Source organism: Bacillus kwashiorkori, from assembly GCF_001375515.1.
Classification (GTDB): Bacteria; Bacillota; Bacilli; order Bacillales; family Caldibacillaceae; genus Bacillus_BK; species Bacillus_BK kwashiorkori.
The window spans coordinates 396,488-423,431 of the sequence record NZ_CTDX01000015.1 but is presented as its reverse complement, the minus strand read 5'-3'; the positions used below and the strand labels follow the sequence as shown (position 1 = coordinate 423,431).

Below are 26,944 nucleotides of genomic sequence, written 5' to 3'. Positions count from 1 at the left end.
TCATACCGAAAATATTTGTTCGTAAAGTATTTCGGAACCTGTTATCTCTTTGTGCATATCTAAAATTTGTAGCTGTTCTTCTTTGAATAAATTTATGACAGAATCTAGTTGCGAGGGTTGTAACTCCAATTTGAGGCATGCTGATGTTTTTTCCACATGAAAATTTTTTTCTAATAATAGCTTGTATGCTGCTTCCATATTTGACAATTGAAAGTAATAAAAAGTAATTTCTTTCGTACTCAAGTCGACTTCAGTTAAATTACCATCTTTTAAAAATATAATTTGTTTTGTAACTCGATCAATTTCAGATAAATTGTGAGAGGATAATATGATGGATGTACCTTTTTCAGCAAGTTCTAGAAGTATTTTCCTCATTAGTATTGCACTCGATGGGTCCAAACCATTTAACGGTTCATCAAGAAATAATAACTTCGGCTTATTGATGATAGCCATTGCTAAGAGTAAATGTTGCTTCATTCCTAATGAATAATTGCCGACTATTTTATGCAAATATTTTTCCATTCCGACATACTCAGCAACTTCATTAATTCGCTGTTTCGGCATTTTTTGAACGTCACATATATACTTTAAATGGTCATAGCCTGTTAAGTAATCAAATAAAATGCTATTATCTTGCAAAAATGCTACTTCTTTAAAAACGGAAGGATCTTTATTAGATTTTCCTACCAACTTCACTGTCCCAGAATCCGCTTTCAATATATTTGTCATAACATTTAAGAAGGTTGTCTTACCGACACCATTTGGTCCAACTAAAGCCCAAATTCCAGGCTTATCAATAGTTAGATTAACATTATTTAAGACTAATTGATTTTTATAGCTTTTAGAAAGATTTTGTACTGATAAAATCGCCAAGTGAACACCTCCACACTTTTAGGAATACATTATTTTTTTAATTATCAATTAATTAGGTGTTAATGTCAAGTGTTTCTACTATAGATTTTAAGAAAAATAGTACTATAGTACCCTAGTGTAATGGACATTTTTATATTCAACGTTTAAAAAAGCTACAATTGGATGTTGTATTTACATTTGCCCACTCAACTCAAAATCCAAATCATTGTTTAATATTTTTTAAGTCTTACCATGCTTTTACCAAAGCACCTGCTTCGGTACGGACAAAAAAAATAGACTTACAAAATTTTCGAAACCGAAAACATGCAAGTCTTTTTTGACACATAATCTACTAAAAATAACTGTATATAAAGTGATAAATGATAATTTTAATTGGTTATAAACTAGCATCCAATCGTCGCATCAAACCTTTTTTCTGTCGTAATAGTGTTTGGAATTCTTGTTCCAGTTCTTGCGATGGTTGAATACTTAGTCTGCTTAAAACTTCTGATATTTTTGTATCTACCTTCAACAACTCATCTTCTAATGGGTTATGATCTTCCTTTGGTTCCTCTATAATATATTCTCGAAATGTTCCATCATACGAATCAATACGCTTATCCTTTATGGAAAAAATCCTTGTTGCAACATTTTCCAATAGTCGCCGGTCATGTGTGACTAATAAAACAGTACCAGAATATTCATTGAGTAGAGATTCTAGCGCTTCGACAGCTTCAACATCAAGAAAGTTAGTAGGCTCATCCAAAATCAATACATTCGCATCACTAACAAATAGTTTTCCAAAAGCTACTTTAACTCGCTCTCCACCACTTAGAACATTTACTGATTTAAAAATATCATCTCGAAAAAATCCAAGACGAGCTAATACTGTTCGAATCAACGTCTGGTCTTGACAAGATGTATTTTGGACGTTTTCAATTATGGACGCATTGTGATTTAATATCTCAAGCATTTGACTAAAATATCCAAACGAAACTGCTGGAGAAATAGAAATTCCTTCTGATTGATCCAAGATTTTGCGAAGAAAAGTTGTTTTGCCACTTCCATTAGCGCCAATGATTCCAATTTTATCTCCACCAATTATGGAAAAATCAAACTCTTTCCATAGTAAACACTTCCCCGCTTCCCCCCTTACTTTTTCTCCCCGAATAATTATACGTTTTTTAAGTGAATCTTGATGGATTACTTCCATTTTTATAGGTGGAGCTTCCTTTATTTTTTCTACCTTCTCTAGCTTTTCGATTCTTGTTTGAATCGCTTTAGCACCTTGATTTAATTTCTTTTGTTTCTTTGCAAAATACGGTTTGCCTCCTTTAATTCTAGCTTCAGATGCAGAAAGTTTTTTTGGCTTTTTAGTCGCACGTTGAGCCTTCTGTTCTTTCTCACGCATTGCTGCTTCTAGTTGTTTTTTCTTTTGTACAAATTTTTCATACTCTTTGTTATGATGTTTAAGTTTTTCTTGCTTCTGATAAACATAATCAGAATAATTCCCTGAATAAACCCGAACCGTTCCATCCTCAATTTCCCATATTTTATTACAAATTGCATCTAAAAAGACACGATCATGAGAGACAATTACCATTGCTTCTTGGCGATTTTGTAATTGTTGTTCTAATCTCATCAAATGTTCCGCATCCAAATGGGTAGTAGGTTCGTCCGCCAGTAAAACGTCTTGTTTCCGTGATAGCATTTGGTTAATAACCATTTGGGAAATTTCCCCACCACTCTTTTTATCCATTTTCGGTTTCAGTTGTGGGATTAAGGTGACTGAACCATATAAAGTGACTATCCCAGCAGATGTCTCCCTCTCTCCAGCAATCACTTCAAGCAGTGAAGTTTTTCCGGAACCGTTACGTCCAACGAGGCCAATTCTATCTCCTTGATGAATACTTAAATTCTTTATTTCAAATAATGTTCGATCTTCTACTTCTACACGAATGTCTTGTAAAAATACTAAAAGCATTTAACCAACTCCTTTTCTTTAAGTTGGAGGCTCTGTTGAACTCTTTCTTTCCACACAAAAAAGCCCCCTATTGACTGAAAATGGTTCAGAATAGGAGGCACATTTATCCCGTATATCAAGGGTGCTAACAGGTGCTTATAAAGACTAATCCTATTCCGAACACTCTAGAATTCACCATATCAAAGAAGCCTTCAAATAGAAGGATTTTAAAAATGTGAATTCATCTGTGATCATTTAAAATAGGATTAGTTAATCATGGCCCTACTTTCACCCTCTTTAATCATTTAAAATATATACACAGTATATGACACTTGATCATAATGGTCAAATACTGCAAGATTTTCGTACAGTTTAATAGGTTCCTTTACATTAGAAAATCCAGAAGGTCTAGAAAAACAAACCATAAAGTCTCGAAACGGAAATTTTATGGTTCCTGCCACAATTCTTCAAAGCGGGCATAACCTTGCCAAAATGGCAAACTTATGCTTTAAATTACAAATCAACGAGTATTCCACCAAATTATGTATGGTGGAGACGGTGGGAGTCGAACCCACGTCCAGAAACATCGGCACTTAAGCGTCTACGAGCGTAGTCGATATATTCGTATTTCGCACTCTACTCGGCCTATCGACGGGCTTTGTAAAGGCTAGTCTGGTTATTCTCTTCCTTCGTCCTCAGACGGTGGACAACCGGCGTATCCCACTTAAATGAGCCCCTGACCCTACCACATGGGCGATGGAGGAAGGAGCAGCTACGCGCTATTAAGCAGCGAAAGCTAAGTTGTTGTTAGTTTTGCCAGTTATTATTGGCGTGGCGTTATTTACGAGCTCGCCGACTCGACTCGCAGCCTAAGCTCGAACTATCCCTGTCGAATCCGTAACGTCCCCAAGATGATATAGGAGTTAAGGATAGCTATTTGAGTATAGCTGTTAATCATATTTAATTGTTTCGCTAACTTTAGCGACATCTTTATTATAACAAATATCCATGATTAATCAAATGAATGTTTTGGCATAGCTTACATTTTTTGCCTTTCACGAAAAGCCCTTTCAATATCCCGTTTTGCTTCTTTTTGCTTTAAATCTTCGCGCTTATCGTATTTTTTCTTACCCTTCGCTAGAGCAAGTTCCAGTTTCGCATAGCCATTTTTTAAATATAATTTCGTCGGTATTAAGGAATATCCCGCTTCTTTTGTTTCACCAATCAATTTGTTGATTTCTTTCCGATTTAAAAGTAACTTTCTTGTTCTAAGCGGATCATGGTTATACCGATTTCCCTGCTCATACGGACTGATATGCATATTATGCAAAAATACTTCACCTTTATCAATTCTTGCATACGCATCTTTTAAATTAGCGCGTCCGCGGCGAATGGACTTTATTTCTGTTCCATGCAATACAATCCCAGCCTCGAAAGTTTCCTCAATGAAATAATCATGATATGCTTTTTTATTTTGTGCCAGCACTTTTCCATAACCTTTAGGCATCATCAATTCCCCCTAGTGTAACTTACATTGTAGCAAAAAATAGGTAGTTAAACAATACTGGGCATAGGAGAGGGATCTTTTTTTCACAAAATTACGAGACAATAGCACTCTTGATTTAAGGAACAGATGTTTATTCCAACGAATAAACATCCACGAGAAGATTTTTTAAGGATCATATCCGCTAATACAAGCAAAAACACCACTTTTAAAAATAGGGAAGGGCAGCTATTTTCATAAACCTATAGTTGCCCTTCCCAATCTCCACAAATTTGTACAGCAATCCTTTAAAAAAGAACCACTATAAAAACCTCACTGCTAATGCACTTACCGTTTCCCCTTTTTCCCACTTCTTTTTGCTTTCGAGCTATTATCATAATGTTGCTTTTTCTTCCGCGGCTTTCTTGTCGTCCAGCCATCTTTGTCGCCTGCACTATCCCCGGAAGGTTCTTTTTGTTTCTGTTTATTTTTTTGAGGATTTACATGGACGACTGTCGGCTTTCGCTTCTCTTCCCGCTGTCTTCTCCCTTTCATACCGACAATTTCAAAGTCAATCGATTGTTCGTCTTTATCTACTTTTAATACTCGAACAGTTATTTCATCGCCAATCCGAAAAACATTGCCAGTCCGTTCACCAATCATCGCAAACTGACGCTCATCATAATGATAATAGTCATCAGTCATATAACTAACATGTACAAGGCCTTCGATTGTATTTGGAAGTTCAACAAAGATGCCGAAGTTTGTAACAGAACTTACAATACCATCAAACTCTTCACCAATTTTATCTTCCATAAACTCGGCTTTTTTCAGTTCATCTGTTTCACGCTCCGCATCAACGGCTCTTCTTTCCATCTTAGAAGTATGTTCAGCAATATCTGGTAATAATGCGAGCCATTTCGCTTGCGTTCCTTCATCTAATTTTCCTTCTACTAAATACGTACGAATTAACCGATGAACGATTAAATCTGGGTAGCGACGAATTGGTGATGTAAAATGTGTATAAAATTCTGTGGACAAGCCAAAATGCCCTAAACTTTCTGGATAATATTTAGCCTGTTGCATGGATCGTAACATCACGGTGGAAATTACCATTTCTTCTGGCTTTCCTTCTATTTCGTCCAAAATTTCTTGTAATGCACGCGGATGAACCGTGTTCGTTTTTCCACGGACAACAAGACCAAAATTCGTAATAAATTCAAAAAACCTCTGTAGTTTATCTTCTTTCGGATCTTCGTGAATTCGGTATATAAACGGTACATCTAACCAATGGAAATGTTCTGCAACCGTTTCATTAGCTACGAGCATAAACTCTTCAATTAATCTTTCAGCGACCGATCGTTCACGAATTACGACATCAGTTGGATGACCATCCTCATTGACAAGCACCTTTGCCTCTTTAAAGTCAAAATCAATCGCACCCCGCTCCATCCGTTTTTTTCGTAAAATGGCTGCTAACTCTTCCATCGACTCAAACATCGGCACTAAAGCGTCATATTTATTGCGAATTTCTTCATCTTTATCCACTAATATTTTATTTACATCGGCATAAGTCATTCGTTCCGTTGTCTTAATGACACTTTGGAATATTTCATGGCTAACAACTTCACCTTTATCGTTAATTTCCATTTCACAAGATAAAGTAAGTCGATCCACTTTCGGATTCAATGAACAAATCCCGTTAGATAAGCGGTGGGGAATCATTGGTATTACCCGATCAACTAAATAAACACTTGTCCCTCTTTCAAACGCCTCTTTGTCAATTGGACTGCCTTCTGTCACATAATGACTAACATCCGCAATATGGACACCAAGCTTATAAAGACCATTATCTAACTTTTTCACTGTGACTGCATCATCCAAGTCTTTCGCATCGGCACCATCAATAGTCACAATTATCTCATTTCTCAAATCCCGTCGATTTTCGAGTTCCTCGTCACGAATAATTTCCTCGATAGAATGTGCATGCTCGATCACCTCTTCAGGAAAATCAAGCGGCAGGCCATGTTTATGAATGATCGATAAAATATCGACACCAGGATCATTTTTATGACCAAGTATTTGAATAACTTCCCCTTCTGCACTCATCCGTCCTTCTGGGTATGTTGTAATTTTCACAACTACTTTATGGCCCTCTACTGCACCCAGCGAAGCACTTTTCGGAATAAATATATCCCCATTAAATTTTTTCTCATCAGGGATGACAAAACCAAAATTTTTGCTCTCCACATAAGTTCCGACAACTTGTGACGTTCCCCTTTCTAATATTCGGATAACCGTTCCTTCTCTTCGGCTGCCAGATGATTCATTTGCGACTCGAACTAACACCGTATCACCATGCACAGCATTATTGAGTTCACCTGGTGGGATAAATATATCGTCCATCCCCGTCTCTTCTGGTATTAAAAAAGCAAAACCTTTCGCATGCCCAGACAAACGGCCCCTAATTAAGTTCATTTTTTCAGGAAGGCCATAGCGGTTACTACGAGTTCGGACAACTAAGCCCTTATCCTCCATATATACTAATGCTTTCACAAAATCTTTAAACTCACTCGAATCCCCAATAGCTAACGCTTCCTCTAATTCACTGACAGTTAGCGGCTTGTAAGCCTCTTCTTTCATAAAGGTTAATAGTTTTTCTACTAATTTTTGTTGTTCCATTGTGAAACCTCCCTTCGTTTTCAATGACACGGTATGTAAGCTTATTCTTTCCAATCTAAACTATTTAAAAACTGTAAGACATCTTCATGCAGTTGGTCCCGCTCCTTATCAACTGTGACAACATGTCCTGATTCCTCATAAAATTTAATTGACTTTTCGTCTGATTCCACTTCATTATAAATAATATTAGCACTTTCAGGATTGACCATCACATCTTTTCGGGCTTGGACGACAAATATTGGGGCATAAATCATATCAATACTATCTTTCACTTCCGTTACTAATGCTTGATTTTCTTTTAAACGATCTTGTAATTGCGTAGAGTCAAATAAGAGCATTTCTTTATCTATTTGTTCTTGATCTTTTCCTTCCTTTTTCTTATATTCCCGTGCAAAGTAGAGAACGCCTTTATACAATGCATCCTCACTTCTAAAGAACATTGGTGCACACATTGGAACAATTCCCTTAACATGCTCATTATAAGCTAGCTTTAATGTAAAAATGGCACCTAAAGATAAACCAGCGACTGCAATTTCCTCGTGCCCCATATCTTTTAACAATTGATAGCCTTCTAATACATCTTCCCACCAATCATCTGGGTTATACTTTAGTAATTCCTCTGGTGGTACCCCATGCCCTCGATAAAGCGGAGCATGAGATGTATAACCGTGTTTTTCTAAAAAGCGCCCTAACATGCGTACATCTGCACTTGTCCCTGTAAATCCATGCAATAATAAGACAGCTCTTTTCCCGCCTTTAAATGTAAATGGTTTTGGTGCAACAACTTTCATTTATACAAACTTCCTCTCTACCTATTCACTATCATTTAGTTTTTACTTAGATAAAAAAAACAATCCAATTAATAGCATACAAAAATTTATTTTTAACTGCAAAATAGAAGAGCTTCCAAAAAATATAAAATTAGCCCGCCACAACTTTTCCTAGCATGATGAAAAATATCAGTCTCTACCTCAATGCAGAATGATTTTTTTATCAAAATAAAAATCCTGACCCAATGGCCAGGACTAGAAACTAAATTTTATTAAGCGCTAAAATAAGTTATCGCAATTGTTATCAAAAAGAATAAAACTGCTAAAACAACTGTTATTCGCTGTAAAATTAAATCCATACCACGTGCTTTTTGTTTACCAAAAAGCTGTTCCGCACCACCAGAAATTGCACCTGAAAGACCAGCACTTTTTCCTGATTGGAGTAAAACGACAGCAATTAATCCGATAGAAACGATAACTAAAAGAACAATTAAAAATGCGTGCAAAATATTCTACCTCCCAAATTACGGCTCACTACACTACCTATTAATTTAACATAAACTTTTCGAAAATACAATCACCATTTATAAAACCTTTTCATTCACTTTCATTGATTTTTCCTTTCATATATATTTAGAAACGATGCCGTGTTTTGGCGAAAAAATAAAGCTAATTAAAAATAGTATTCCCGTTGTAAATGCCATGGACCCAGAAATCGAAGTATCAATCCAAGCAGCAATAAAATAACCAATAACTGCCGCTAACACACCAATTAAACAACTTATAATGAGCATAACTGGAAGGCGATCCGTCCATAAGTAAGCAGATGCTGCCGGAGTTATTAGCATCGCGACAACCATAATTGCACCGACTGCATCAAAAGAAGCTACAGTCGCAATCGATACGAGACTCATAAAAACATAGTGCATGAATAATACTGGTATGCCAAGACTTGCTGCAAGAGCTGGATCAAACGAAGTAATTTTCCACTCTTTGTAAAATAGTGTGATAAACAAAAGTACTATGAAAAAAACTACTCCTAACAGTGCTGTTGCTTTCGGGACTTCGCCAACCATTGGTAAAACTGTCTTTTCCCAAGGGATAAAGGTAATTTCCCCCATTAATGCGTGCTGAACATCTAAATGGATATTTCCAACGGAAGTCGAAATTAGTATCACACCGATCGCGAATACAGTAGTAAAAACAATTCCCATCGAGGCGTCCTGTTGGACATCTAGAGAACGTAACCATTGGACAAGAAAAGCAGTTAACAATCCCGCACTTATGGCTCCAACTAACATATGAATCCCTTGTAAATCCCGGGTAATAAGATAGGCTAATACGATACCTAATAGAACTGTATGACTAATGGCATCAGCCATCATTGCCATTTTCCGTAAAATTAGAAATACACCTATCAAACCACATGTCATACCTACTAATGCTGCTGTCAAAATAATCCATGCGGCGTAAGTCATTTGTTCACACCCTCTGTCTCTACATTAGCAACAGCTATACCTTTATAAGATGCTCTTTTTTGCAATTGTAGTTGGATGTATTTAATTAACAGCCCTTTTTCCATTCCGAAAATTAAAGAGATGATAAAAAAAGTTGCAGCAACAAGAACAATAAATGGACCTGTTGGCCAGCCATTACCAATGGCACTAATGATTGTTCCGAGTGCACCAGACATACCGCCAAACAAAGCAGCTAAGAAAATCATCGTCTTGAAGGAATGTGTCCAATATCTAGCACTTACCGACGGAATAATTAATAAGGCAGCAATCAAAATAACTCCAACTGCCTGAATGCCAATAACGATAGTAGTAACAAGAATACCCGTATATAGACCATTCATCCATTTTAGTGACATGCCTTGCCCTTTTGCAAATTGCGGATCAAATAAATATAGTTTCCATTCTTTAAAGCTAATAAATAAAATAGTTAGGACGACTCCTGCTAAAAGGATCATTGTTAACACATCACGATACACCATGGAAGCTGCCTGACCAAAGATAAAAGTATTTAGCCCACTTTGATTTCCGCCTGCAGTTCGGTTAGCTATCGTTAACATCATTATTCCTGCCCCATAAAAAATCGAAAGGACCATACCCATTGCAGAATCTTCAGAGATCCTACTGCTCGTTGTAATCCATTGAATAAAGAATGCACCGACTAATGCACTTGCTGCTGCCCCGATAATTAATAAGAAAAAGTCCTTTTCACCTATTAGTAAAAAGGCTATAACAACTCCTGGAAGGGCTGCATGTGCAAGCGCATCACTCATTAAGTTTTGTTTTTTCCAATAGGCAAGACTGCCAACTGCACCAGCAGCGATGCCAAGTATCATCGTACTTAACATAACCCACTGGGTATTACTGTTTTGAAGGATTTCCCACATACGAATCACCTTTCCGAACCATAAATCGCATAGAACCACCATACGTTTTAGAAATATTCTCCTCTGTGAAAATCTTTTCTGTTTTATCAAATCCTAGTACAGTTCGATTTAACAATAATACATGATCAAAATAATCTTCCACTGTTTGTAAATCGTGGTGAACAACTAAAACAGTTTTTCCATTCGACTTTAGTTCTTGTAATATTGCCATTATTGCCCGTTCTGTTGCCGCATCCACGCCTGCAAGCGGCTCATCCATAAAATACAAATCCGCATTTTGTGCTAATGCCCTAGCTAAAAATACCCGTTGCTGCTGGCCTCCTGATAATTGGCTAATTTGCCTGTCTGCATAATCTGCCATCCCCATTTTATCCAATGCTTCCCACGCGCGTTTTTTATGTTCCTTCGTTGGACGACGGAGCCAGCCAATTTGACCATACAGCCCCATCGTTACTACATCTAATGCATTAGTTGGAAAATCCCAATCGACTGAACCCCGTTGTGGAACGTAACTAACCCGCTTTTTTACTTTTTTAAATGGTTTATCAAAAAAACGGACTTCACCTGCAATTGCTGGGTGTAAAGTTAACATTGTTTTAATTAATGTGGATTTTCCTGCACCGTTAGGACCAACAATTCCAATTAACGATCCTTGATATACATGAAAGTTCACATCTTTTAACACTGTGTTTTTTCGATAGGAAGCCGATAAGTTATTTACTGATAGAACAGTTTGTGTCACACTATTCATCCCCTCTCATTAGTGCTTCATAAACAGTGTTAATATTATGTTGATACATTCCTATATACGTTCCTTCCTTCGTCCCTTTCTCGCCCATCGCATCTGAAAATAATTCTCCGCCTAGTCGAACATCAATCCCCGCTTTTTTTGCCCCTTCCACTACCGCCTTTATCGCATTCTGATTGACACTACTTTCCACAAATACTGCCGGAACTCTATATTCTAAAATCAAATTAATCGTATGTTGAATATCAGATACGCCAATTTCACCGTCCGTACTCAATCCTTGTAAGCCAACGACTTTCATATTATACATTCTCCCAAAATACCCGAATGCATCGTGTGCTGTAACGAGTACTCTTTGACTTTCCGGTATTTCTGCTATTTTTTCCGCTTCCTTTTTCAACTCATCTAATTTCACGAAATAATCTTCTTTATTTTTTTCAAATTGATTGGCATCATCTGGAGAATATTTTTTCAGTTCCTCCACCGCTGCAGTTAATGCCTCTTTCCACAAATCAATATCAAACCAAATATGTGGATCCACTGCACCATCTTCATCTTGTAAAAGTTTCTGTTTATCAATGGTTTCACCAATAGCTAAGACTGGCTTGGTTTTTCCTATCTCATTGAAAATGTTAACCATATTTGCTTCTAAATTTAATCCGTTAAAAAATACGATATCCGCATTTTCTATCTTTTGAATATCCCCATGCGTAGCATTATAAAGGTGTGGATCTACTGATGGGCCCATTAAGCTTTTCACTTCCACACGATTTCCACCAATGACAGAGAGTGGTTCGCCAATTTGAGAAATAGTTGTCACAATTGTAATTTTTTCAGTTTCACTAGACTTAACATCACTTTTTTCACTGTTACATGCTGTTAGAAAAAATCCCACGAATATGACAATAGTTAGTAAAAATCTTCTTAATTGAAAATTCATAAGTTGTACTCCCCCTTGTTTTTTGCCTTAAGTAAAATTTATTAGATTTATCTAACATTATGCATGATATTTAAATTATGTCAATAATTTTTATGTAAGTTTATAATTTTTCCTTAACTCAACTTTTTGGGGTAGCGCAACGTTTAATTGGAATAGGAGATTTGTTGTTCGTGGGTTGTGGATAGTTTTCTGGAAATAGTTGGGTTGCGTACTTTGTGATTATATTTTTTAAAAAGAGCCATTTTTTTACATAACCTTAGCACGAACGCTGGAAAAGGTACCGTTTGCACACGACTGGAATGAAGGGGAATAATAAAAACGCATTAGTGATCGTTTAAATTGGTTTGAAAAAATGGGAACTTCTACAGCACTGAATCAGACGACTTTGTCAAACCTTCTGCAAATTTGAGTGTTAATATGCTCCTTCATGCGGTTTTGCACGACTGACCACTTGCAAGATGGAACTTATTTACAATAACAAAAAGCAACCCGACTAACACCGGGTTGCCTAAAATGACAATGCCAAAAGCTGCATCATTAAATGAACGCTATAAACGATTTATAATTAGCGTAAGTTATAGAATGTTTTAAGGCCAAGATATTGTGATGTGTCACCAAGTTGGTCTTCGATACGAAGCAATTGGTTGTATTTTGCAACACGGTCTGTACGGGATGGAGCACCTGTTTTAATTTGACCTGCATTTGTTGCAACAGCGATATCAGCAATAGTTGTATCTTCTGTTTCACCAGAACGGTGGGAAATAACAGCTGTGTAACCAGCGCGTTTTGCCATTTCGATTGCATCGAAAGTTTCTGTTAATGTACCAATTTGGTTCACTTTAATAAGAATAGAGTTAGCAATGCCTTTTTCAATACCTTGTGCAAGTTTTTCTGTGTTCGTAACGAATAAATCATCACCAACTAATTGAACTTTTTTGCCAAGACGTTCTGTTAAAAGTTTGAAACCTTCCCAGTCGTTTTCATCTAAACCGTCTTCGATAGATACGATTGGATATTTATTGCAAAGATCTTCATAGAAGTCAACCATTTCTGCAGAAGTACGGACAACGCCTTCTCCAGGGAAATGATATTTTCCATCTTCTTTATTGAATAATTCAGAAGCAGCAACGTCCATCGCAAGGCGAACTTCTTCACCTGGTTTGTAACCAGCTTTTTCAATAGCTTCAATAATTACTTCTAAAGCTTCTTCATTAGATTTTAAGCTAGGTGCAAAACCACCTTCGTCACCTACAGCTGTATTGTAGCCTTTTGCTTTTAATACAGAACGTAAGCTGTGGAAAATTTCCGCACCCATACGTAATGCTTCACGGAAGTTTGGTGCGCCTACAGGCATTACCATGAATTCTTGAATATCAACCGTACTATCAGCATGAGCACCACCATTTAAGATGTTCATCATTGGTACAGGAAGTTGTTTAGTATTGAAGCCACCAAGATATTGGTAAAGTTCTACTCCTAAGAAATCTGCAGCAGCACGTGCAACAGCCATGGAAACTCCAAGAATTGCGTTAGCACCTAATTTTCCTTTATTAGGAGTACCGTCAAGTTCCATTAATGCATGGTCAATTGCTACTTGGTCAAGTACGTTAAAACCAATAATTTCTGGAGCAATGAATTCATTTACGTTATTAACTGCTGTTAATACACCTTTACCAAGATAACGGCTTTTATCTCCGTCACGAAGTTCAACTGCTTCATATTCTCCTGTTGAAGCACCACTAGGTACTAATGCGCGGCCAAATGCACCTGATTCTGTATATACTTCAACTTCTACCGTTGGGTTACCACGGGAATCTAATACTTCACGAGCATAAATTTCAGTAATTGTTGGCATAATGTATTTCTCTCCTTTTATAAATATCCAAAATTTTCTTAAAGAACATTACCGGTAATGTTTTGACTTAATTTATTTTTTTACTAAAGTAGTTCCAGTCATTTCTTCTGGTTTTGCCACTTGAACAAAGTCTAAAATTGTCGGTGCTAAATCACCTAAAATTCCATCTTCCCTTAACTCGATACCTTTTTTCGTCACGATAAGTGGGACAATGTTCGTTGTATGGGCAGTCATTGGATTGCCTTCAATTGTTATGACCTCTTCCGAATTACCGTGATCAGCAGTAATTAGAGCGGTACCGCCTTTTTCTACAATGAGATCAACAACTTTACCTAGACACTCATCAACTGTTTCAATAGCTTTAATTGTTGGTTCTAATTTCCCTGAGTGACCAACCATATCAGGGTTTGCAAAGTTAAGAATGATGACATCATATTTGTCTTGGTTAATTTCGTTCAATAAAGCATCGGTTACTTCATACGCACTCATTTCTGGTTTCAAGTCGTATGTTGCAACTTTAGGTGAATTAATTAATAGTCGATCTTCCCCAGGGAATGGTTCTTCTCGACCACCGTTAAAGAAATAAGTAACGTGCGGATATTTTTCTGTTTCAGCAATCCGTAGTTGTCTTAATCCTTGATTCGATAAAACTTCACCTAACGTATTGTTTAAATTAACTGGCTCGTAAGCAACATATCCTTTTACCGTTTCACTAAAATGAGTTAAACATACGAAGTGGAGATCTCTAGGCCATTTTGGTCCACGATCAAATTCGTTAAAGTTTTCATCTGTAAATATAGTTGAAATTTGGATAGCGCGGTCAGGACGGAAGTTATAAAAAATAACTGCATCCTCGTCATTAATTGTAGCGACCGGTTCACCTTTTTCTTTTACCATTACAGACGGAATAACGAATTCATCATGAATTCCGTTGTTATAACTATCATCGACAAGTTCGATTGGATCTTTGTAAGTAGGACCTTCACCATAAACCATTGCCCGGTAACATTTTTCTTCCCGATCCCAACGTTTATCCCGGTCCATTGCATAATATCGACCAGAAATAGTTGCGAATTGGCCTACTCCATATTCTTTCATTTTTTCTAATGCATCATTAATGTATATTTTTGCCGTTTGTGGACCAACGTCACGTCCGTCTAAAAACGCATGAATATAAACATTTTCCACACCTTGTTCTTTCGCAAGATGAAGTAAAGCATACATATGGCGAATATGCGAATGTACTCCACCATCTGATAGTAGTCCGAAAATATGTAAATTCGTACCTTTTGCTTTTACATGCTTCATTGCATTTAAGAACGTTTCGTTTTGGGCAAATTTTCCTTCTCGAATATCAATATCGACTCTTGTTAAGCTTTGATATACGATTCTTCCTGCACCGATATTAAGGTGACCAACCTCGGAATTTCCCATTTGTCCTTCTGGTAGGCCTACTGCTTCACCAGCAGCACGTAAAGTTGCATGTGGGAATTCGTTCCAATAGCGATCGAAATTCGGTTTTTTCGCTTGTGCTACGGCATTCCCTTTTGTTTCGTCACGAAGTCCAAAGCCATCTAGGATAATTAATGCTGTTGGTGCTTTACCCATTATTTACCCGCCTCCAATAATTGAAGAAATGATTGTGGCTCAAGACTTGCTCCGCCAACAAGGGCACCATCAATATCAGATTGGGCCATGTATTCTGCAATATTTGTTGGTTTTACGCTACCGCCATATTGAATTCTAACTTTGTCGGCAACTTCTTGTGAAGTCATTCCAGCAATTACTTGACGGATATAAGCACAAACACTATTGGCGTCATTTGCGGTGGAATTTTTTCCCGTTCCAATTGCCCAAATTGGTTCATATGCTATAACTGTTTTCACCACTTGATCTTCCGTTAAATTAGCAAGTGCTTTTTTCACTTGATCTTCAACGATTTTCTCTGTTTGATTTGCTTCCCGTTGTTCCAAAGTTTCACCAACACAAACGATTGGTGTTAATCCATGTTTAAAGGCAGCATGAACTTTTTTATTTACCATTTCATCTGTCTCATTAAACATTTCCCGTCTTTCTGAGTGGCCAATAATGACATATTCCACCCCTAAATCTTTTATAGCAACAGGGCTATTTTCACCTGTAAATGCCCCGTTTTCTTCAAAATGCATATTTTGAGCACCAATGCTTAGTTCTGTTCCTTTTACTTCTTGAACTAAACGGGACAAAAATAATGCAGGTGCACAAACAACCGAGTCTACTTCCTCGTTAGATGGAATATTGTTTTTAACTTCTGTAACAAAATTCACAGCCTCAGAAAGAGTTTTATTCATTTTCCAATTTCCAGCAATAATTGGTTTACGCATTTGACACCATCCTTCCAAAAAAGCATGTGGCTGTCTTCATTTGTCCAACTAAGAACTTAGTAATGTTTATTAGCCAAAAATTCTTAATGGGCATTTTTATCACATAAGACAGCCCTACTCTAATCATTCCATTTTTATTTATCGTTTAAAGCTGCAACACCTGGTAAAACTTTTCCTTCCATAAATTCTAAGGAAGCTCCTCCACCAGTAGATACGTGATCCATTTTGTCAGCGAGATGGAATTTCTCAACAGCTGCCGCTGAATCTCCGCCTCCAATAATAGTAAATGCATCGGTTGCATCAGCCAAAGCTTGAGCTACCGCTTTTGTACCTTCAGCAAATTTATCAAATTCAAAAACACCCATTGGTCCGTTCCAAATGACTAATTTAGAATTTAACACAACATCACGATACAGTTCATTTGTTTTTGGACCTATATCTAATGCTTCCCAATCTGCAGGAATTTCTTCAATAGGAACGACTTTTGATTCTGCATCTGCAGCAAATTCTTTTGCAACGACAGCATCAACTGGCATATAGAAATTAACACCTTTTTCTTTTGCCTTTTCCATAAATTGTTTAGCAAGATCTATTTTATCTTCTTCTAATAAAGAATTTCCAATTTCATGACCTTGTGCTTTCACAAAAGTATAAGCTAAACCGCCACCGATAATTAAGTTATCCACTTTTTCTAAGAGATTTTCGATAACACCAATTTTATCTTTCACTTTTGCCCCACCAATAATGGCAGTAAATGGTCGCTCAGGATTCGTTAATGCTCCACCTAGTGCAGCTAACTCTTTTTCCATTAAGAAACCAGAAACTGCAGGTAGATGTTGGGCAATTCCTTCTGTGGAAGCATGGGCTCTATGTGCAGAACCGAATGCATCATTGACAAAAATATCCGCAAGCTCAGCAAATGCTTTCGCAAGTTCAGGATCATTTTTAGTTTCTCCAGGATAAAACCGAACGTTTTCTAGCAATAAAACATCGCCATCATTTAATTTAGCGATTTCTGCTTTTACTGCATCCCCATATGCTTCATCCACTTTACGAACTGGTTTGTTTAATAGATCTTGTAATCGTTCCCCAGCAGCGGTTAAACGCATTTCTTCAACTACTTGTCCTTTTGGACGACCTAAATGGCTTGCTAAAATTACTTTAGCCCCTTGCTCCAATAAATATTGGATTGTTGGAAGTGCTGCGCGGATTCTTGTATCATCTGTTACTTTCCCATCTTGCATCGGTACGTTAAAGTCGACACGTACAAAAACTTTTTTACCTTTAACATCAATATCTTTCACAGTTTTTTTATTCAATGTAAAGACCTCCTCAAAATATGGGTGAAAATGGAGTTCTAATCTATGTAAAAAGGAGGAGGGGTTATGTGTCCCCACTCCCCCTTTTCAGGTGTTTAAGCTAAGTTGATGTGTTATATTAAAGACCTTTTTTAGCAATGTAGTTAACTAAGTCAACTACACGGTTAGAATATCCGTACTCATTGTCGTACCAAGATAATACTTTAACCATATTTCCTTCCATTACCATTGTGGATAATCCATCAACAGTAGAAGAAACAGAAGTGTGGTTATAGTCACGAGATACTAATGGTAATTCGTTATAAGCAAGAATTCCTTTTAAATCACCTTCTGCTGCTTCTTTGAATGCAGCATTAACTTCTTCCACAGTAACCTCTTTACCTAGTTCTGCAACAAGGTCAACTAAAGAAACGTTTGGAGTTGGTACACGAACTGCCATACCGTTTAATTTACCTTTTAATTCTGGTAATACTAATGCAACAGCTTTAGCAGCACCTGTAGTTGTTGGAATCATTGATTCTGCAGCTGCACGAGCACGACGGAAATCTTTATGTGGTAAATCTAAGATTTGTTGGTCGTTAGTATATGAGTGAATAGTTGTCATCATACCGCGTACGATTCCGAACTTTTCTTGTAATATTTTTGCAAATGGTGCTAAGCAGTTTGTAGTACAAGATGCATTAGAAAGCACGTGATGATTTGCAGGATCATATTTATCTTCGTTAACACCCATTACGATTGTGATGTCTTCATCTTTAGCGGGAGCAGAAATAACAACTTTTTTAGCACCTGCTTCTAAATGTTTAGCAGCATCTTTACGGTTTGTAAAGCGGCCAGTTGATTCTACAACTACATCAACACCAAGTTCACCCCATGGAAGTTGTGCTGGGTCGCGTTCTGCGATAACTTTTACACGTTGACCAGCAACTACGAAATATTCACCATCTACTGTTACTTCTTCGTTTAATGTTCCGTGAACAGAGTCATATTTAAGTAAATGAGCTAACATTTTTGCATCTGTTAAGTCATTTACTGCTACCAATTCAATATCAGGGTTATTCAACGCTGCGCGGAAAACTAAGCGTCCAATACGTCCAAATCCATTAATACCAACTTTAACTGCCATGATTATTTCCTCCTTTAGAACATTTATAAATATATATATTTTAAAAGGGATGTCCCTTTTAATAACTCTATTAATGTTTGGTGTGCCTCATCTGTGTTAACTTTCTTTAATTATTGCCCGTGCAACTGCTTCATCGGTGATTAATATGGTGTGTTGCGGTGCAACTTTCATATATGCTTTAATAGCTTTCACCTTGCTTGAGCCACCAGCTACAGCAAAAATACTTTTAATATTTTGCAAATCCGACAACTGAAGACCGATTGTCTGAACTCTATGAACAATTTCACCTTGTTCATTGAAATAATAACCAAAAGCTTCAGCAACAGCTCTTCCACTAAGAATTTTTTCTCGTTCCACACCGGTAGTCTTCCTTCGATCTGCCATCGTCATCGCATCACCGATACCGTGGATTAACATATTAGCTGATTTAATTTCCATTAACACATTCCAAATCGTTGGTTCATGAATAATGGAATCATATACTTCTTCACTTACTTGGTCTGGAACGTACAAAACCATATGTTGGGAATCTGTGTTTTCTGCCATTCTAGCACTAATAGTATTTGCTTGATTTTTCACATCTTCACCGATACCGCCACGAGCGGGTACAAAAGTGATGTTAGTATTGCTGAATCTTTTATTCATTGAATCAGCAATCGTTGCCATCGTCGTTCCGCCAGTTACCGCAATAATATTGTCAGGAAGAAGATGTTCCTTAATTTTATTAACACAAGCACGACCAAGTTCAGATTTTGCCCACGGGGATTCATCACTATTACCAGAAACTATAATGCACTCACGTATTCCCAAAATTCTTACTAGCTGTTTTTCCAAATCTTTCACACCAGTGATATCTCTCATAAGATGCTCAAGTTTATCCAAAATTATTTTGCCTTCTTTTGTTAAAATCATACCAGCATTCGTTATTAACAATAAATCTTGTTCTTTTAGAAATTGAATTTCACTGCGAAGTACCCGTTCTGTTATTCCAAGACTTTGTGAAAGGCTTCGTCTGCCAACGGGTTCCATCAGTTTTATGTATCGAAGAATTTGGTAACGTTTTTGCATAATTTGAATTAAATCTGGTAATAATCGCTTTTGAACATCTAACATCGCATCCATAACGAGTTCTCCTCACTAGTAGTTGGGCTTTATGTGTCCCAGTTAGTCATATTATGTCCCACAACTACCAAAAAAAATATTCCCCCGTTTCAATTTTATTTTAACAGGGGGACAAAGTAATATCAACCAATTTTCAAAATGTTTTTTTCTTGTAAACGCTTACTAAGCCTTTCTTTCACAATTTGTCCATATTGAATTACTTCTCCATTTAGCATAATTACTGGTATGATTAACCCATATTTTTCTACTAATAGATCTTCACAATCAATATCTATTTCTGTTATTTTAAAAGCAAAATCATTTGCTAGTTCTAGTAAGATATTTTTTGCGTCATCACAAAGATGACAATTTTTCCGCATATATAAAATGATTTCTTGTGTCATTGTACTCCCACCCTCGTTATTGATTTTCTTAATCATATCTTTTCCGTTTAGCGGAAGTAGGTATGTGCAATTCATCTCGATATTTCGCTACTGTTCGACGAGAAATTTTAATTCCTTCTTCCTTTAGCAATTTAGTTAAATCTTGGTCTGATAATGGCATGTATTTATTTTCATTGTTAATTAGCTTTTCTATTTTCGCTTTCATTTCCGTTACAGAAACCCCATTAGAATTATCCGTTGATATCGAGTTTGTAAATAGGTCTTTTAATAAAAACGTACCAGATGGAGCTTTTATGTATTTGTTTTTCACAACACGGGAAATAGTAGACTCGTGAACTTCAATGTCTTCAGCAATTTCTTTCATTGTCATTGGTTGTAAATAATTCTTTTTAGAAAGAAAGAAACTAGCTTGTTTTGTAATGATTGCATGAATGGTTGCTTTCATCGTATTTCTTCGCTGTTCGATACTTTTTTGTAGCCAACGATATTGGTTAAAATGTTTCTTTGTATAGTTGTATAAATCGAAATGGCCTGTTTGCAATTTTTTATAATAATCTTCATTAAACCGGTAATCAATCATGTCTTCTTCTTTAAATCGAATATGCCATTTTCCTTTTTCATAATGGATGATTATATCAGGTATGAAATAGTGTTCATTTCCGTCGCTAGAAACGACAGAGCCAGGTCTTGGATTTAGTTTTTGAATAAAGTCGAAAACATGTTGTATTGATGCAATATTTATGTGTAAAGTTGCTGCAATTTTGTGCCATTTTTTATTTACGAAATCATGAAAGTATTTTTCTACAATAGTTATTGCCTCTGTTTCTTGTGGATACAGTCTTTTTAACTGTAACAAAATACATTCCTGCACCGTTCTTGCACCTATTCCTGGTGGTTCCAAATTTTGTAACATTTGTAACACCCGTTGTCCTACCTCGGTAGAGACACCCATAATGTTACAAGCCTCTTCTACACTGATCGTTAAATATCCAGCCTCATCAAGACTTTGTGCTAAAAATCGCAAAAAATTTTCTTCGGTTCTAGAAAGATTTAAGGAAATGATTTGAGAATTCACGTAATCGTAAATGGATTGTGTGGTGCTAGGGGCAAATTGATCTAAAGAAAGAGTGCTATTTTGAAAACTTTTTTGTTTCATTGTAGACGAGTCCGCCAACTGGAGATAATTGACTTCCAGGTCGATTAGCGGATTTTCTAAAGCAATATTCTCCATAAACTGAATCAAATCCATTGTATTGAATTGTAATAATTGAATCGCTTGTTGTAATTCTTGCGTCATATTCAACCCTAGTTGTTGTGTTTGAAATAACCCCTGTTTCATTTCCATCACCATCACCCCTTTCTATTTTAAGTGATATGGTTATAAAAGAGAAATGATACATATTAAAACAAAAGGAATGGCGCGCTAGAAACTTTCTATTGCAATAGGCGAAAATTTGATATATAATATGCTTTGTCATGAAAAAAATAGCTTGCCCTCGTGGTGTAACGGATAACACGCAAGATTCCGGTTCTTGTACTGGGGGTTCGATTCCCTCCGAGGGCGTACAGTAAGCACGACTGTCTATTGACGGTCGTGTTTTTATTTTTCACCCACAAGTTGGCTTCATTGGCGAGAGGGGTAAATTTCCTTCATGTTTAAAAAAATACCATTTGGGTATGATGAATTATAGGCTTTTTATGGCCTTATTTAATTGTTAGCTTTATTTACAAAGATATTGGGGCTTAATATCATAACGAGGAATATGCCAACGCGAATAAAGGTGAAATTTAAGTACATATAATTTAGTTTTTCGTTTGACCTTTATTGACCTATTAGTGTATGATAAACGTACAGAAAGATTTTTCGAGAAAACTATCTTCTTCATCTTATTTAAAGGAGGAAAAATGTATGCATTTAATTCCAACTGTTATCGAGCAAACGAATCGTGGAGAACGGGCTTATGACATATACTCCCGTCTGTTAAAAGATCGGATTATTATGTTAGGCAGTGCAATTGATGATAATGTTGCTAACTCTATTGTTGCACAATTATTGTTTCTAGATGCCGAAAACCCAGATAAAGATATTTCCTTATATATTAATAGTCCTGGCGGTAGTATTACTGCAGGGATGGCAATATACGATACGATGCAATTTATTAAAGCGGACGTGCAAACCATTTGTATCGGTATGGCTGCTTCTATGGGAGCATTCTTACTATCTGCTGGGGCAAAAGGAAAACGTTATGCATTGCCAAATAGCGAAGTAATGATTCACCAACCACTTGGCGGTGCACAGGGTCAAGCAACCGAAATTGAAATTGCAGCAAAACGTATTTTATTCTTACGTGAAAAATTAAATAAAATTTTAGCTGATAATACTGGTCAACCACTCGAAGTAATTGAACGAGATACAGACAGAGATAATTTTATGACAGCTGAAAAGGCAAAAGAATATGGACTAATCGACCATATTATTACTCGAAACAATATTACCAAATAAGCCCTTCAATACAAACCAACCCTCATCCTTCACTGTTTGATATTGGTGCTAATTGGACTTTTCACTAGTATTCGTCCAATTAGACTGTTGCAATTTATGTAGAACTTTGAAGTCGGGGGTATATAGGCAGATAACGCGAGAAAAAACGAAAGGCACTAGCAATGGGTGATTCCCCGCTAGTGCCTTTTGTTATGAACTAGTTGCCTAGTAAGCATTAATCTTCATTTGCCACAAATTGTTCTAATGCTTCTACTGCTTCTTTTGCATCGGATCCTTCTGCTTTTATAGTAATCTCTGCACCACTACCGATAGCCATGCTCATTAATCCCATAATGCTTTTTGCATTGACATTTTTCCCGTCTCTTTCAATAAAAATATCCGCGCTAAATCGATTTGCCTCTTGAACGAACAATGCAGCTGGTCTTGCTTGTAATCCAGATTTCAATTTTACAACCACTTTCTTTTCTTCCATCACAATTCCTCCCCAATTTTTATAAAATATGAATCTATTAACTATATTTTACAATTTTTTGTTACGTTTCATACGAATAAATTTTGAATTTTTATTTAAATTGTAAATTTTCTCCAGCACGTAACTTGTCAGCAATTTCATCTAATTTGCGAAGACGATGATTGATTCCTGATTTACTTATCCCGCCAGACACTAATTCCCCTAGCTCTTTTAAAGTAACATCTTGGTTTTCTACCCGTAATACAGCTATTTCCCTTAATTTTTCTGGTAGGGATTCCAGTCCAATGATTTGATCAATAAATTTAATGTTTTCTACTTGGCGAATCGCGGCACCAATCGTTTTGTTAAGATTGGCTGTTTCACAATTCACTAATCGATTAACAGAGTTGCGCATATCACGAACAATTCGAACGTCTTCAAAACGGAGCAATGCTGAATGTGCACCAATAATACTTAAAAAGTCTGCAATTTTTTCCGCTTCTTTTAAATAAGTAATGTAACCCTTTTTCCGCTCCAATGTTCGACTATTTAAAGAAAAGGTGTTCATTAATTGACTTAATGATTCACTATGTTCCGCATATAGGGAAAAGATTTCCAAATGATAGGACGATGTCTCCGGATTATTAACAGATCCCCCAGCTAAAAATGCACCACGTAAATAAGCTCGACTACAACATTTTTTTTGAATGAGTGCGGGTGAGATTTGATGATTAAATTCAAATCCTTCTTTTAAAATATGAAGGTCCTTTAAAATTTTTTCTCCGTTGCTTGCCATACGGACAATATATACATTATTCTTCTTTAACCGCATTTTTTTTCGGACAAATAGCTCGACTATCACTTCATAATTACTTTTTAATAATGTATAAATTCTCCTTGCAATAGCCGCATTTTCTGTCTGAATATCCACCACTAGCCGTTTATTTGAGAATGCAATAGAGCCATTCATCCTGATCAAGGCAGATAATTCTGCTTTACTGCAACAATCCTTTACTTCTAAATTCGTTAATTCCTTTTTTATATCAGAGGCAAATGACAACCCTCTTCACCCCCTACAATTGATAACGCTCCACCAGTTCCGTTAAAAGCAATCGATAAATAATTTCTGAAACTTTTTTTGTATCATGACGAATTATCCCGTCATCATACGATACTAATTTGTCAGAAATAATTTGCACACTATATTTTTTTAATTGTTCCTCATCTATTTTAACAGGCACTGCCTTTTCTTTTTCATATCGTTGTAAAATTTCTTCTGGAATCGGTTCATTGTTAACAATAATTTTATCAATAAAGTGTTCGTCAATATGATCAATAATTGCTTGTAAATGGTCACTGGCACTAAAATGGTTCGTTTCTCCATCTTGTGTCATTAAATTACACATATATACTTTTTTCGCTTTCGCCTCAACAACAGCTTTTCCAATTTCTGGAACTAATAAGTTAGGTAAAATACTAGTATATAAACTACCTGGGCCTATTACGATTAAATCCGCTTTTTGAATCGCGCGAATTGTTTCAGGGAGTGGCTGAATAGCTTCCGGGGTAAGGAAAACGCGTTTTATTTTTTTACCTGAGTTAGGAATATTGGATTCACCATCGACAATTGTTCCGTCTTCCATTTCCGCGTGTAACACTACTATTTGGTTCGACGCTGGCAATACTTTTCCTTTTACATTTAAGACCCGGCTTAATTCTTGGACAGCATAGGCAAAATTACCAGTTATATTGGTCATTGCAGCAAGAATTAAGTTGCCTAACGAATGGCCAGAGAGATCCCCATTCGAATGAAATCGATGTTGAAACATTTCTTCAATTAACGGTTCCACTTCAGATAGTGCCGCTATCACATTACGAATATCTCCAGGAGGCGGTATTAGTAAATCTTCACGTATTCGCCCAGAACTGCCGCCATCATCCGCAACCGTTACAATTGCAGTTATATCAATTGGGAATCTTTTTAAACCCCGTAGCAATACAGGTAGTCCTGTACCACCACCTATGACAACTATTTTAGGAAGTGTTTGTTTACTCATCCTTGTGAATCCTTTCCATTGCAATTTCTCTATGAGTTACTTCAACATGGTAGTCTTTTGCAAAAACTTCTTGCAAATATTGTGCAATGGCCACAGACCGGTGTTGTCCTCCTGTACAACCGATTGCAATAACTAGTTGACTTTTCCCTTCCCGTTTATACAACGGCAACATAAAAGCTAATAAGTCTTCCAGTTTTTGAATAAAACGATTCGTATCCGACCATTTCATCACATAATTATATACTTCATCATCAAGCCCTGTTTGCGGACGCATATGTTTAATATAAAATGGATTCGGTAAAAATCGTACATCAAATACTAAATCTGCATCAATAGGAATACCGTGTTTGAATCCAAAGGAAATAATATTGACGCTAAAGGTTTTGGAATGACTAGTAGAAAACTGACTATAAATTTTTTCTTTCAATTCTTTCGGTTTCAATAAAGAAGTATTATAAATTACCTGTGCTCTTCCTTTTAATTCTTCTAAAAGTTTTCTTTCTAAATTGATTCCATCAAGCGGTCGACCCGATTTTGCTAATGGATGTGATCGCCGCGTTTCTTTATATCTTCTTACTAAAGTCTCATCATTTGCATCAAAAAAGACGATTTGTGTATTCATCCATGGGGTATCTTCTAACGTGTCGAGAACTTGGAACAATTGATCGAAAAACTCTCTTCCTCGCAAGTCCATAACGACAGCAACTTTATTCATTTTATTGCCTGATTCTCGCATTAGTTCTAGAAATTTCGGTAATAACATTGGAGGTAAATTGTCCACACAAAAATAACCGAGATCTTCAAAACTATGAACCGCAACTGTTTTACCAGCACCAGACATGCCTGTGATAATCACCATTTGGATGTCTTGCACATTTTCCATTTCACTTACCTCCAGTCATTTTTCCAGCTATTACACGGACATTATCGTTTAATAAAGCTACATCATTACCGTTGCTGTTATTCATATGTTCAATTTCGCTATTCGTATCCTTTGTGGGTGTAGTTTCGTTTCAGTCCTGCATATTAAGGTGATTGCGTGAATGAAATACTGTAGCTTATATAGCGTTCTGCAGCAAGCTAAAGTATCGCCCACTGTTCCTTCCTATAAAAATGCATACAACATTTTAATGGTAACATAAATTTTATTACTTGTTACTAGGATATATTTTCCTGTTTAGTTATATGCTTAAAATGCTTCCACTTCTCTTATTTCTTAAAGTTAGGAAACTTATTAGTCTAATTTATATGATAGTAGTTCGTAATCTTTTGTGTATGTAAAGGAGCCATATTGTACGTCATTTTCCTGTACTGCATGCTTAATAATAAATCGATCGCCTTCTGCCATTGGTAGCTGATCAATATCTCCCACATTGTGCCATTTTAAAATACCTTCTTCTGTAATTTCCTTTTGTTCCCCATGACCATTTACTGAGATAAATGTGAACATCATCCATTCGTTAATTATTTGATCATTTTCCTTTATTAAGAATGTATATATTCCTGTTAACTTTGGTTGCTCCACCATAATTGCAGTTTCTTCCCAATACTCACGAATTACTGCTTCTTTAACCGTTTCCATCGGTTCCATCTTTCCACCAGGAATAGCCCACCAGCCACGTCGTGGTTTTTGTAAAAGCAGGACAGAATTATTTTTAATTAATAGACAGTTTGTCACTCGTTGCATGAGTTTCACCTCGAATTATATAAGCAATACGAACCTTTTGTTTTTGAAGCTACTGTCATGTTACCTAACAGCCCTTGCTATTCTTATTATACTATAGCAAAGTCAGCATGAACAATTGAATATAGTTCATGTAAAAATTGTTTAAAAAAAAACACAGGGGGCACCTGTGTAAAAAAATGTGAATCTATATTAAAAGGGGGTCAATTTCTATTATTATCTTACCCCAGCAATGTTGCACT

At 36.4% G+C, this 26,944-nt stretch carries 24 protein-coding genes, 1 tRNA gene and 1 other RNA gene; 2 read left to right on the top strand and 24 right to left on the bottom strand.

What is annotated here, in order from left to right:
* The 19 genes from BN1242_RS08690 to rpoN all read right to left on the bottom strand — a co-directional run bounded on the left by BN1242_RS08690 (position 1) and on the right by rpoN (position 21,352).
* Positions 1-873, bottom strand: a complete 873-nt coding sequence (locus BN1242_RS08690; protein WP_062354402.1) for an ABC transporter ATP-binding protein — start codon at positions 871-873, stop codon at positions 1-3.
* 376 nt (positions 874-1,249) lie between these two features.
* Positions 1,250-2,836 carry a ribosomal protection-like ABC-F family protein gene (gene abc-f / locus BN1242_RS08685; protein ID WP_062354399.1) on the bottom strand — a complete coding sequence of 529 codons (1,587 nt, stop codon included), beginning with the start codon at positions 2,834-2,836 and terminating at the stop codon, positions 1,250-1,252.
* Between the two features lie 526 nt (positions 2,837-3,362).
* Positions 3,363-3,723: a transfer-messenger RNA gene (gene ssrA / locus BN1242_RS08680) on the bottom strand.
* 131 nt (positions 3,724-3,854) lie between these two features.
* Positions 3,855-4,322: an SsrA-binding protein SmpB gene (smpB, locus tag BN1242_RS08675; protein WP_062354397.1), complete on the bottom strand. Its 468-nt coding sequence runs from the start codon at positions 4,320-4,322 to the stop codon at positions 3,855-3,857.
* 324 nt (positions 4,323-4,646) lie between these two features.
* Positions 4,647-6,980 carry a ribonuclease R gene (rnr, locus tag BN1242_RS08670; RefSeq protein WP_062354394.1) on the bottom strand — a complete coding sequence of 778 codons (2,334 nt, stop codon included), beginning with the start codon at positions 6,978-6,980 and terminating at the stop codon, positions 4,647-4,649.
* Between the two features lie 41 nt (positions 6,981-7,021).
* On the bottom strand, positions 7,022-7,771 hold the full coding sequence (locus BN1242_RS08665; protein WP_062354390.1) for an alpha/beta hydrolase: 750 nt from the start codon (positions 7,769-7,771) through the stop codon (positions 7,022-7,024).
* A 251-nt stretch (positions 7,772-8,022) separates the two neighbouring features.
* Entirely contained in the window at positions 8,023-8,256 is a 234-nt protein-coding gene (secG, locus tag BN1242_RS08660) for a preprotein translocase subunit SecG (protein ID WP_062354387.1), read from the bottom strand.
* Positions 8,257-8,373: 117 nt separating this feature from the next.
* The gene (locus tag BN1242_RS08655) at positions 8,374-9,228 is read right to left on the bottom strand and encodes a metal ABC transporter permease (protein WP_062354383.1); all 855 of its coding nucleotides are present in this window, start codon (positions 9,226-9,228) and stop codon (positions 8,374-8,376) included.
* Positions 9,225-10,151: a metal ABC transporter permease gene (locus BN1242_RS08650; RefSeq protein WP_062354379.1), complete on the bottom strand. Its 927-nt coding sequence runs from the start codon at positions 10,149-10,151 to the stop codon at positions 9,225-9,227. The genes BN1242_RS08655 and BN1242_RS08650 overlap by 4 nt, the downstream gene beginning before the upstream one ends.
* Positions 10,126-10,902: a metal ABC transporter ATP-binding protein gene (locus BN1242_RS08645; protein ID WP_062354376.1), complete on the bottom strand. Its 777-nt coding sequence runs from the start codon at positions 10,900-10,902 to the stop codon at positions 10,126-10,128. Before BN1242_RS08645 ends, BN1242_RS08650 begins: the two co-directional genes overlap by 26 nt.
* On the bottom strand, positions 10,895-11,839 hold the full coding sequence (locus BN1242_RS08640; RefSeq protein ID WP_062354373.1) for a metal ABC transporter solute-binding protein, Zn/Mn family: 945 nt from the start codon (positions 11,837-11,839) through the stop codon (positions 10,895-10,897). Before BN1242_RS08640 ends, BN1242_RS08645 begins: the two co-directional genes overlap by 8 nt.
* 565 nt (positions 11,840-12,404) lie before the next feature.
* The gene (eno, locus tag BN1242_RS08635; protein WP_062354370.1) at positions 12,405-13,694 is read right to left on the bottom strand and encodes a phosphopyruvate hydratase; all 1,290 of its coding nucleotides are present in this window, start codon (positions 13,692-13,694) and stop codon (positions 12,405-12,407) included.
* Between the two features lie 72 nt (positions 13,695-13,766).
* Positions 13,767-15,302, bottom strand: coding sequence for a 2,3-bisphosphoglycerate-independent phosphoglycerate mutase (gene gpmI / locus BN1242_RS08630; RefSeq protein WP_062354367.1), 1,536 nt, complete (start codon positions 15,300-15,302; stop codon positions 13,767-13,769).
* Positions 15,302-16,057, bottom strand: coding sequence for a triose-phosphate isomerase (gene tpiA, locus BN1242_RS08625; RefSeq protein WP_062354363.1), 756 nt, complete (start codon positions 16,055-16,057; stop codon positions 15,302-15,304). The genes gpmI and tpiA overlap by 1 nt, the downstream gene beginning before the upstream one ends.
* Before the next feature lie 134 nt (positions 16,058-16,191).
* Positions 16,192-17,376, bottom strand: coding sequence for a phosphoglycerate kinase (locus tag BN1242_RS08620; protein WP_062354360.1), 1,185 nt, complete (start codon positions 17,374-17,376; stop codon positions 16,192-16,194).
* A 118-nt stretch (positions 17,377-17,494) separates the two neighbouring features.
* Positions 17,495-18,502 (bottom strand): type I glyceraldehyde-3-phosphate dehydrogenase, encoded by a 1,008-nt coding sequence (gene gap / locus BN1242_RS08615; protein WP_062354356.1) that lies wholly within the window; start codon positions 18,500-18,502, stop codon positions 17,495-17,497.
* Positions 18,503-18,598: 96 nt separating this feature from the next.
* A complete protein-coding gene (locus tag BN1242_RS08610) occupies positions 18,599-19,624 on the bottom strand; it encodes a sugar-binding transcriptional regulator (protein ID WP_062354353.1) in 1,026 nt (341 codons plus the stop codon).
* A gap of 122 nt (positions 19,625-19,746) precedes the next feature.
* Positions 19,747-20,007 (bottom strand): glutaredoxin family protein, encoded by a 261-nt coding sequence (locus BN1242_RS08605; protein ID WP_062354350.1) that lies wholly within the window; start codon positions 20,005-20,007, stop codon positions 19,747-19,749.
* A 28-nt stretch (positions 20,008-20,035) separates the two neighbouring features.
* Positions 20,036-21,352 (bottom strand): RNA polymerase factor sigma-54, encoded by a 1,317-nt coding sequence (gene rpoN / locus BN1242_RS08600; RefSeq protein WP_062354345.1) that lies wholly within the window; start codon positions 21,350-21,352, stop codon positions 20,036-20,038.
* A gap of 147 nt (positions 21,353-21,499) precedes the next feature.
* Here rpoN and BN1242_RS08595 point away from each other — a divergent pair.
* Positions 21,500-21,571, top strand: a tRNA-Arg gene (locus tag BN1242_RS08595).
* A 276-nt stretch (positions 21,572-21,847) separates the two neighbouring features.
* Entirely contained in the window at positions 21,848-22,510 is a 663-nt protein-coding gene (clpP, locus tag BN1242_RS08590; protein WP_275259449.1) for an ATP-dependent Clp endopeptidase proteolytic subunit ClpP, read from the top strand.
* A 214-nt stretch (positions 22,511-22,724) separates the two neighbouring features.
* Here the strand turns inward: clpP and BN1242_RS08585 are convergent, their stop codons facing one another.
* From BN1242_RS08585 to BN1242_RS08565, 5 genes are all read right to left on the bottom strand, one after another.
* Positions 22,725-22,982, bottom strand: coding sequence for an HPr family phosphocarrier protein (locus tag BN1242_RS08585; protein ID WP_062354338.1), 258 nt, complete (start codon positions 22,980-22,982; stop codon positions 22,725-22,727).
* Between the two features lie 91 nt (positions 22,983-23,073).
* The gene (gene whiA / locus BN1242_RS08580; RefSeq protein ID WP_062354334.1) at positions 23,074-24,021 is read right to left on the bottom strand and encodes a DNA-binding protein WhiA; all 948 of its coding nucleotides are present in this window, start codon (positions 24,019-24,021) and stop codon (positions 23,074-23,076) included.
* 13 nt (positions 24,022-24,034) lie between these two features.
* Entirely contained in the window at positions 24,035-25,018 is a 984-nt protein-coding gene (locus BN1242_RS08575; protein WP_062354331.1) for a gluconeogenesis factor YvcK family protein, read from the bottom strand.
* On the bottom strand, positions 25,011-25,901 hold the full coding sequence (rapZ, locus tag BN1242_RS08570; protein ID WP_062354328.1) for an RNase adapter RapZ: 891 nt from the start codon (positions 25,899-25,901) through the stop codon (positions 25,011-25,013). Before rapZ ends, BN1242_RS08575 begins: the two co-directional genes overlap by 8 nt.
* Before the next feature lie 351 nt (positions 25,902-26,252).
* A complete protein-coding gene (locus BN1242_RS08565) occupies positions 26,253-26,705 on the bottom strand; it encodes an NUDIX hydrolase (protein ID WP_062354324.1) in 453 nt (150 codons plus the stop codon).
* Positions 26,706-26,944 lie beyond the last annotated feature (239 nt).

Coding starts and splice junctions, on each gene's coding strand:
- abc-f (WP_062354399.1), bottom strand. CDS start 2,836: ATGCTTTTAGTATTTTTACAAGACATTCGTGTAGAAGTAGAAGATCGA.
- smpB (WP_062354397.1), bottom strand. CDS start 4,322: ATGCCTAAAGGTTATGGAAAAGTGCTGGCACAAAATAAAAAAGCATAT.
- rnr (WP_062354394.1), bottom strand. CDS start 6,980: ATGGAACAACAAAAATTAGTAGAAAAACTATTAACCTTTATGAAAGAA.
- BN1242_RS08665 (WP_062354390.1), bottom strand. CDS start 7,771: ATGAAAGTTGTTGCACCAAAACCATTTACATTTAAAGGCGGGAAAAGA.
- BN1242_RS08655 (WP_062354383.1), bottom strand. CDS start 9,228: ATGACTTACGCCGCATGGATTATTTTGACAGCAGCATTAGTAGGTATG.
- BN1242_RS08650 (WP_062354379.1), bottom strand. CDS start 10,151: ATGTGGGAAATCCTTCAAAACAGTAATACCCAGTGGGTTATGTTAAGT.
- BN1242_RS08645 (WP_062354376.1), bottom strand. CDS start 10,902: ATGAATAGTGTGACACAAACTGTTCTATCAGTAAATAACTTATCGGCT.
- BN1242_RS08640 (WP_062354373.1), bottom strand. CDS start 11,839: ATGAATTTTCAATTAAGAAGATTTTTACTAACTATTGTCATATTCGTG.
- eno (WP_062354370.1), bottom strand. CDS start 13,694: ATGCCAACAATTACTGAAATTTATGCTCGTGAAGTATTAGATTCCCGT.
- gpmI (WP_062354367.1), bottom strand. CDS start 15,302: ATGGGTAAAGCACCAACAGCATTAATTATCCTAGATGGCTTTGGACTT.
- tpiA (WP_062354363.1), bottom strand. CDS start 16,057: ATGCGTAAACCAATTATTGCTGGAAATTGGAAAATGAATAAAACTCTT.
- gap (WP_062354356.1), bottom strand. CDS start 18,502: ATGGCAGTTAAAGTTGGTATTAATGGATTTGGACGTATTGGACGCTTA.
- BN1242_RS08610 (WP_062354353.1), bottom strand. CDS start 19,624: ATGGATGCGATGTTAGATGTTCAAAAGCGATTATTACCAGATTTAATT.
- BN1242_RS08605 (WP_062354350.1), bottom strand. CDS start 20,007: ATGACACAAGAAATCATTTTATATATGCGGAAAAATTGTCATCTTTGT.
- rpoN (WP_062354345.1), bottom strand. CDS start 21,352: ATGGAAATGAAACAGGGGTTATTTCAAACACAACAACTAGGGTTGAAT.
- clpP (WP_275259449.1), top strand. CDS start 21,848: ATGATAAACGTACAGAAAGATTTTTCGAGAAAACTATCTTCTTCATCT.
- BN1242_RS08585 (WP_062354338.1), bottom strand. CDS start 22,982: ATGGAAGAAAAGAAAGTGGTTGTAAAATTGAAATCTGGATTACAAGCA.
- BN1242_RS08575 (WP_062354331.1), bottom strand. CDS start 25,018: ATGAGTAAACAAACACTTCCTAAAATAGTTGTCATAGGTGGTGGTACA.
- rapZ (WP_062354328.1), bottom strand. CDS start 25,901: ATGGAAAATGTGCAAGACATCCAAATGGTGATTATCACAGGCATGTCT.
- BN1242_RS08565 (WP_062354324.1), bottom strand. CDS start 26,705: ATGCAACGAGTGACAAACTGTCTATTAATTAAAAATAATTCTGTCCTG.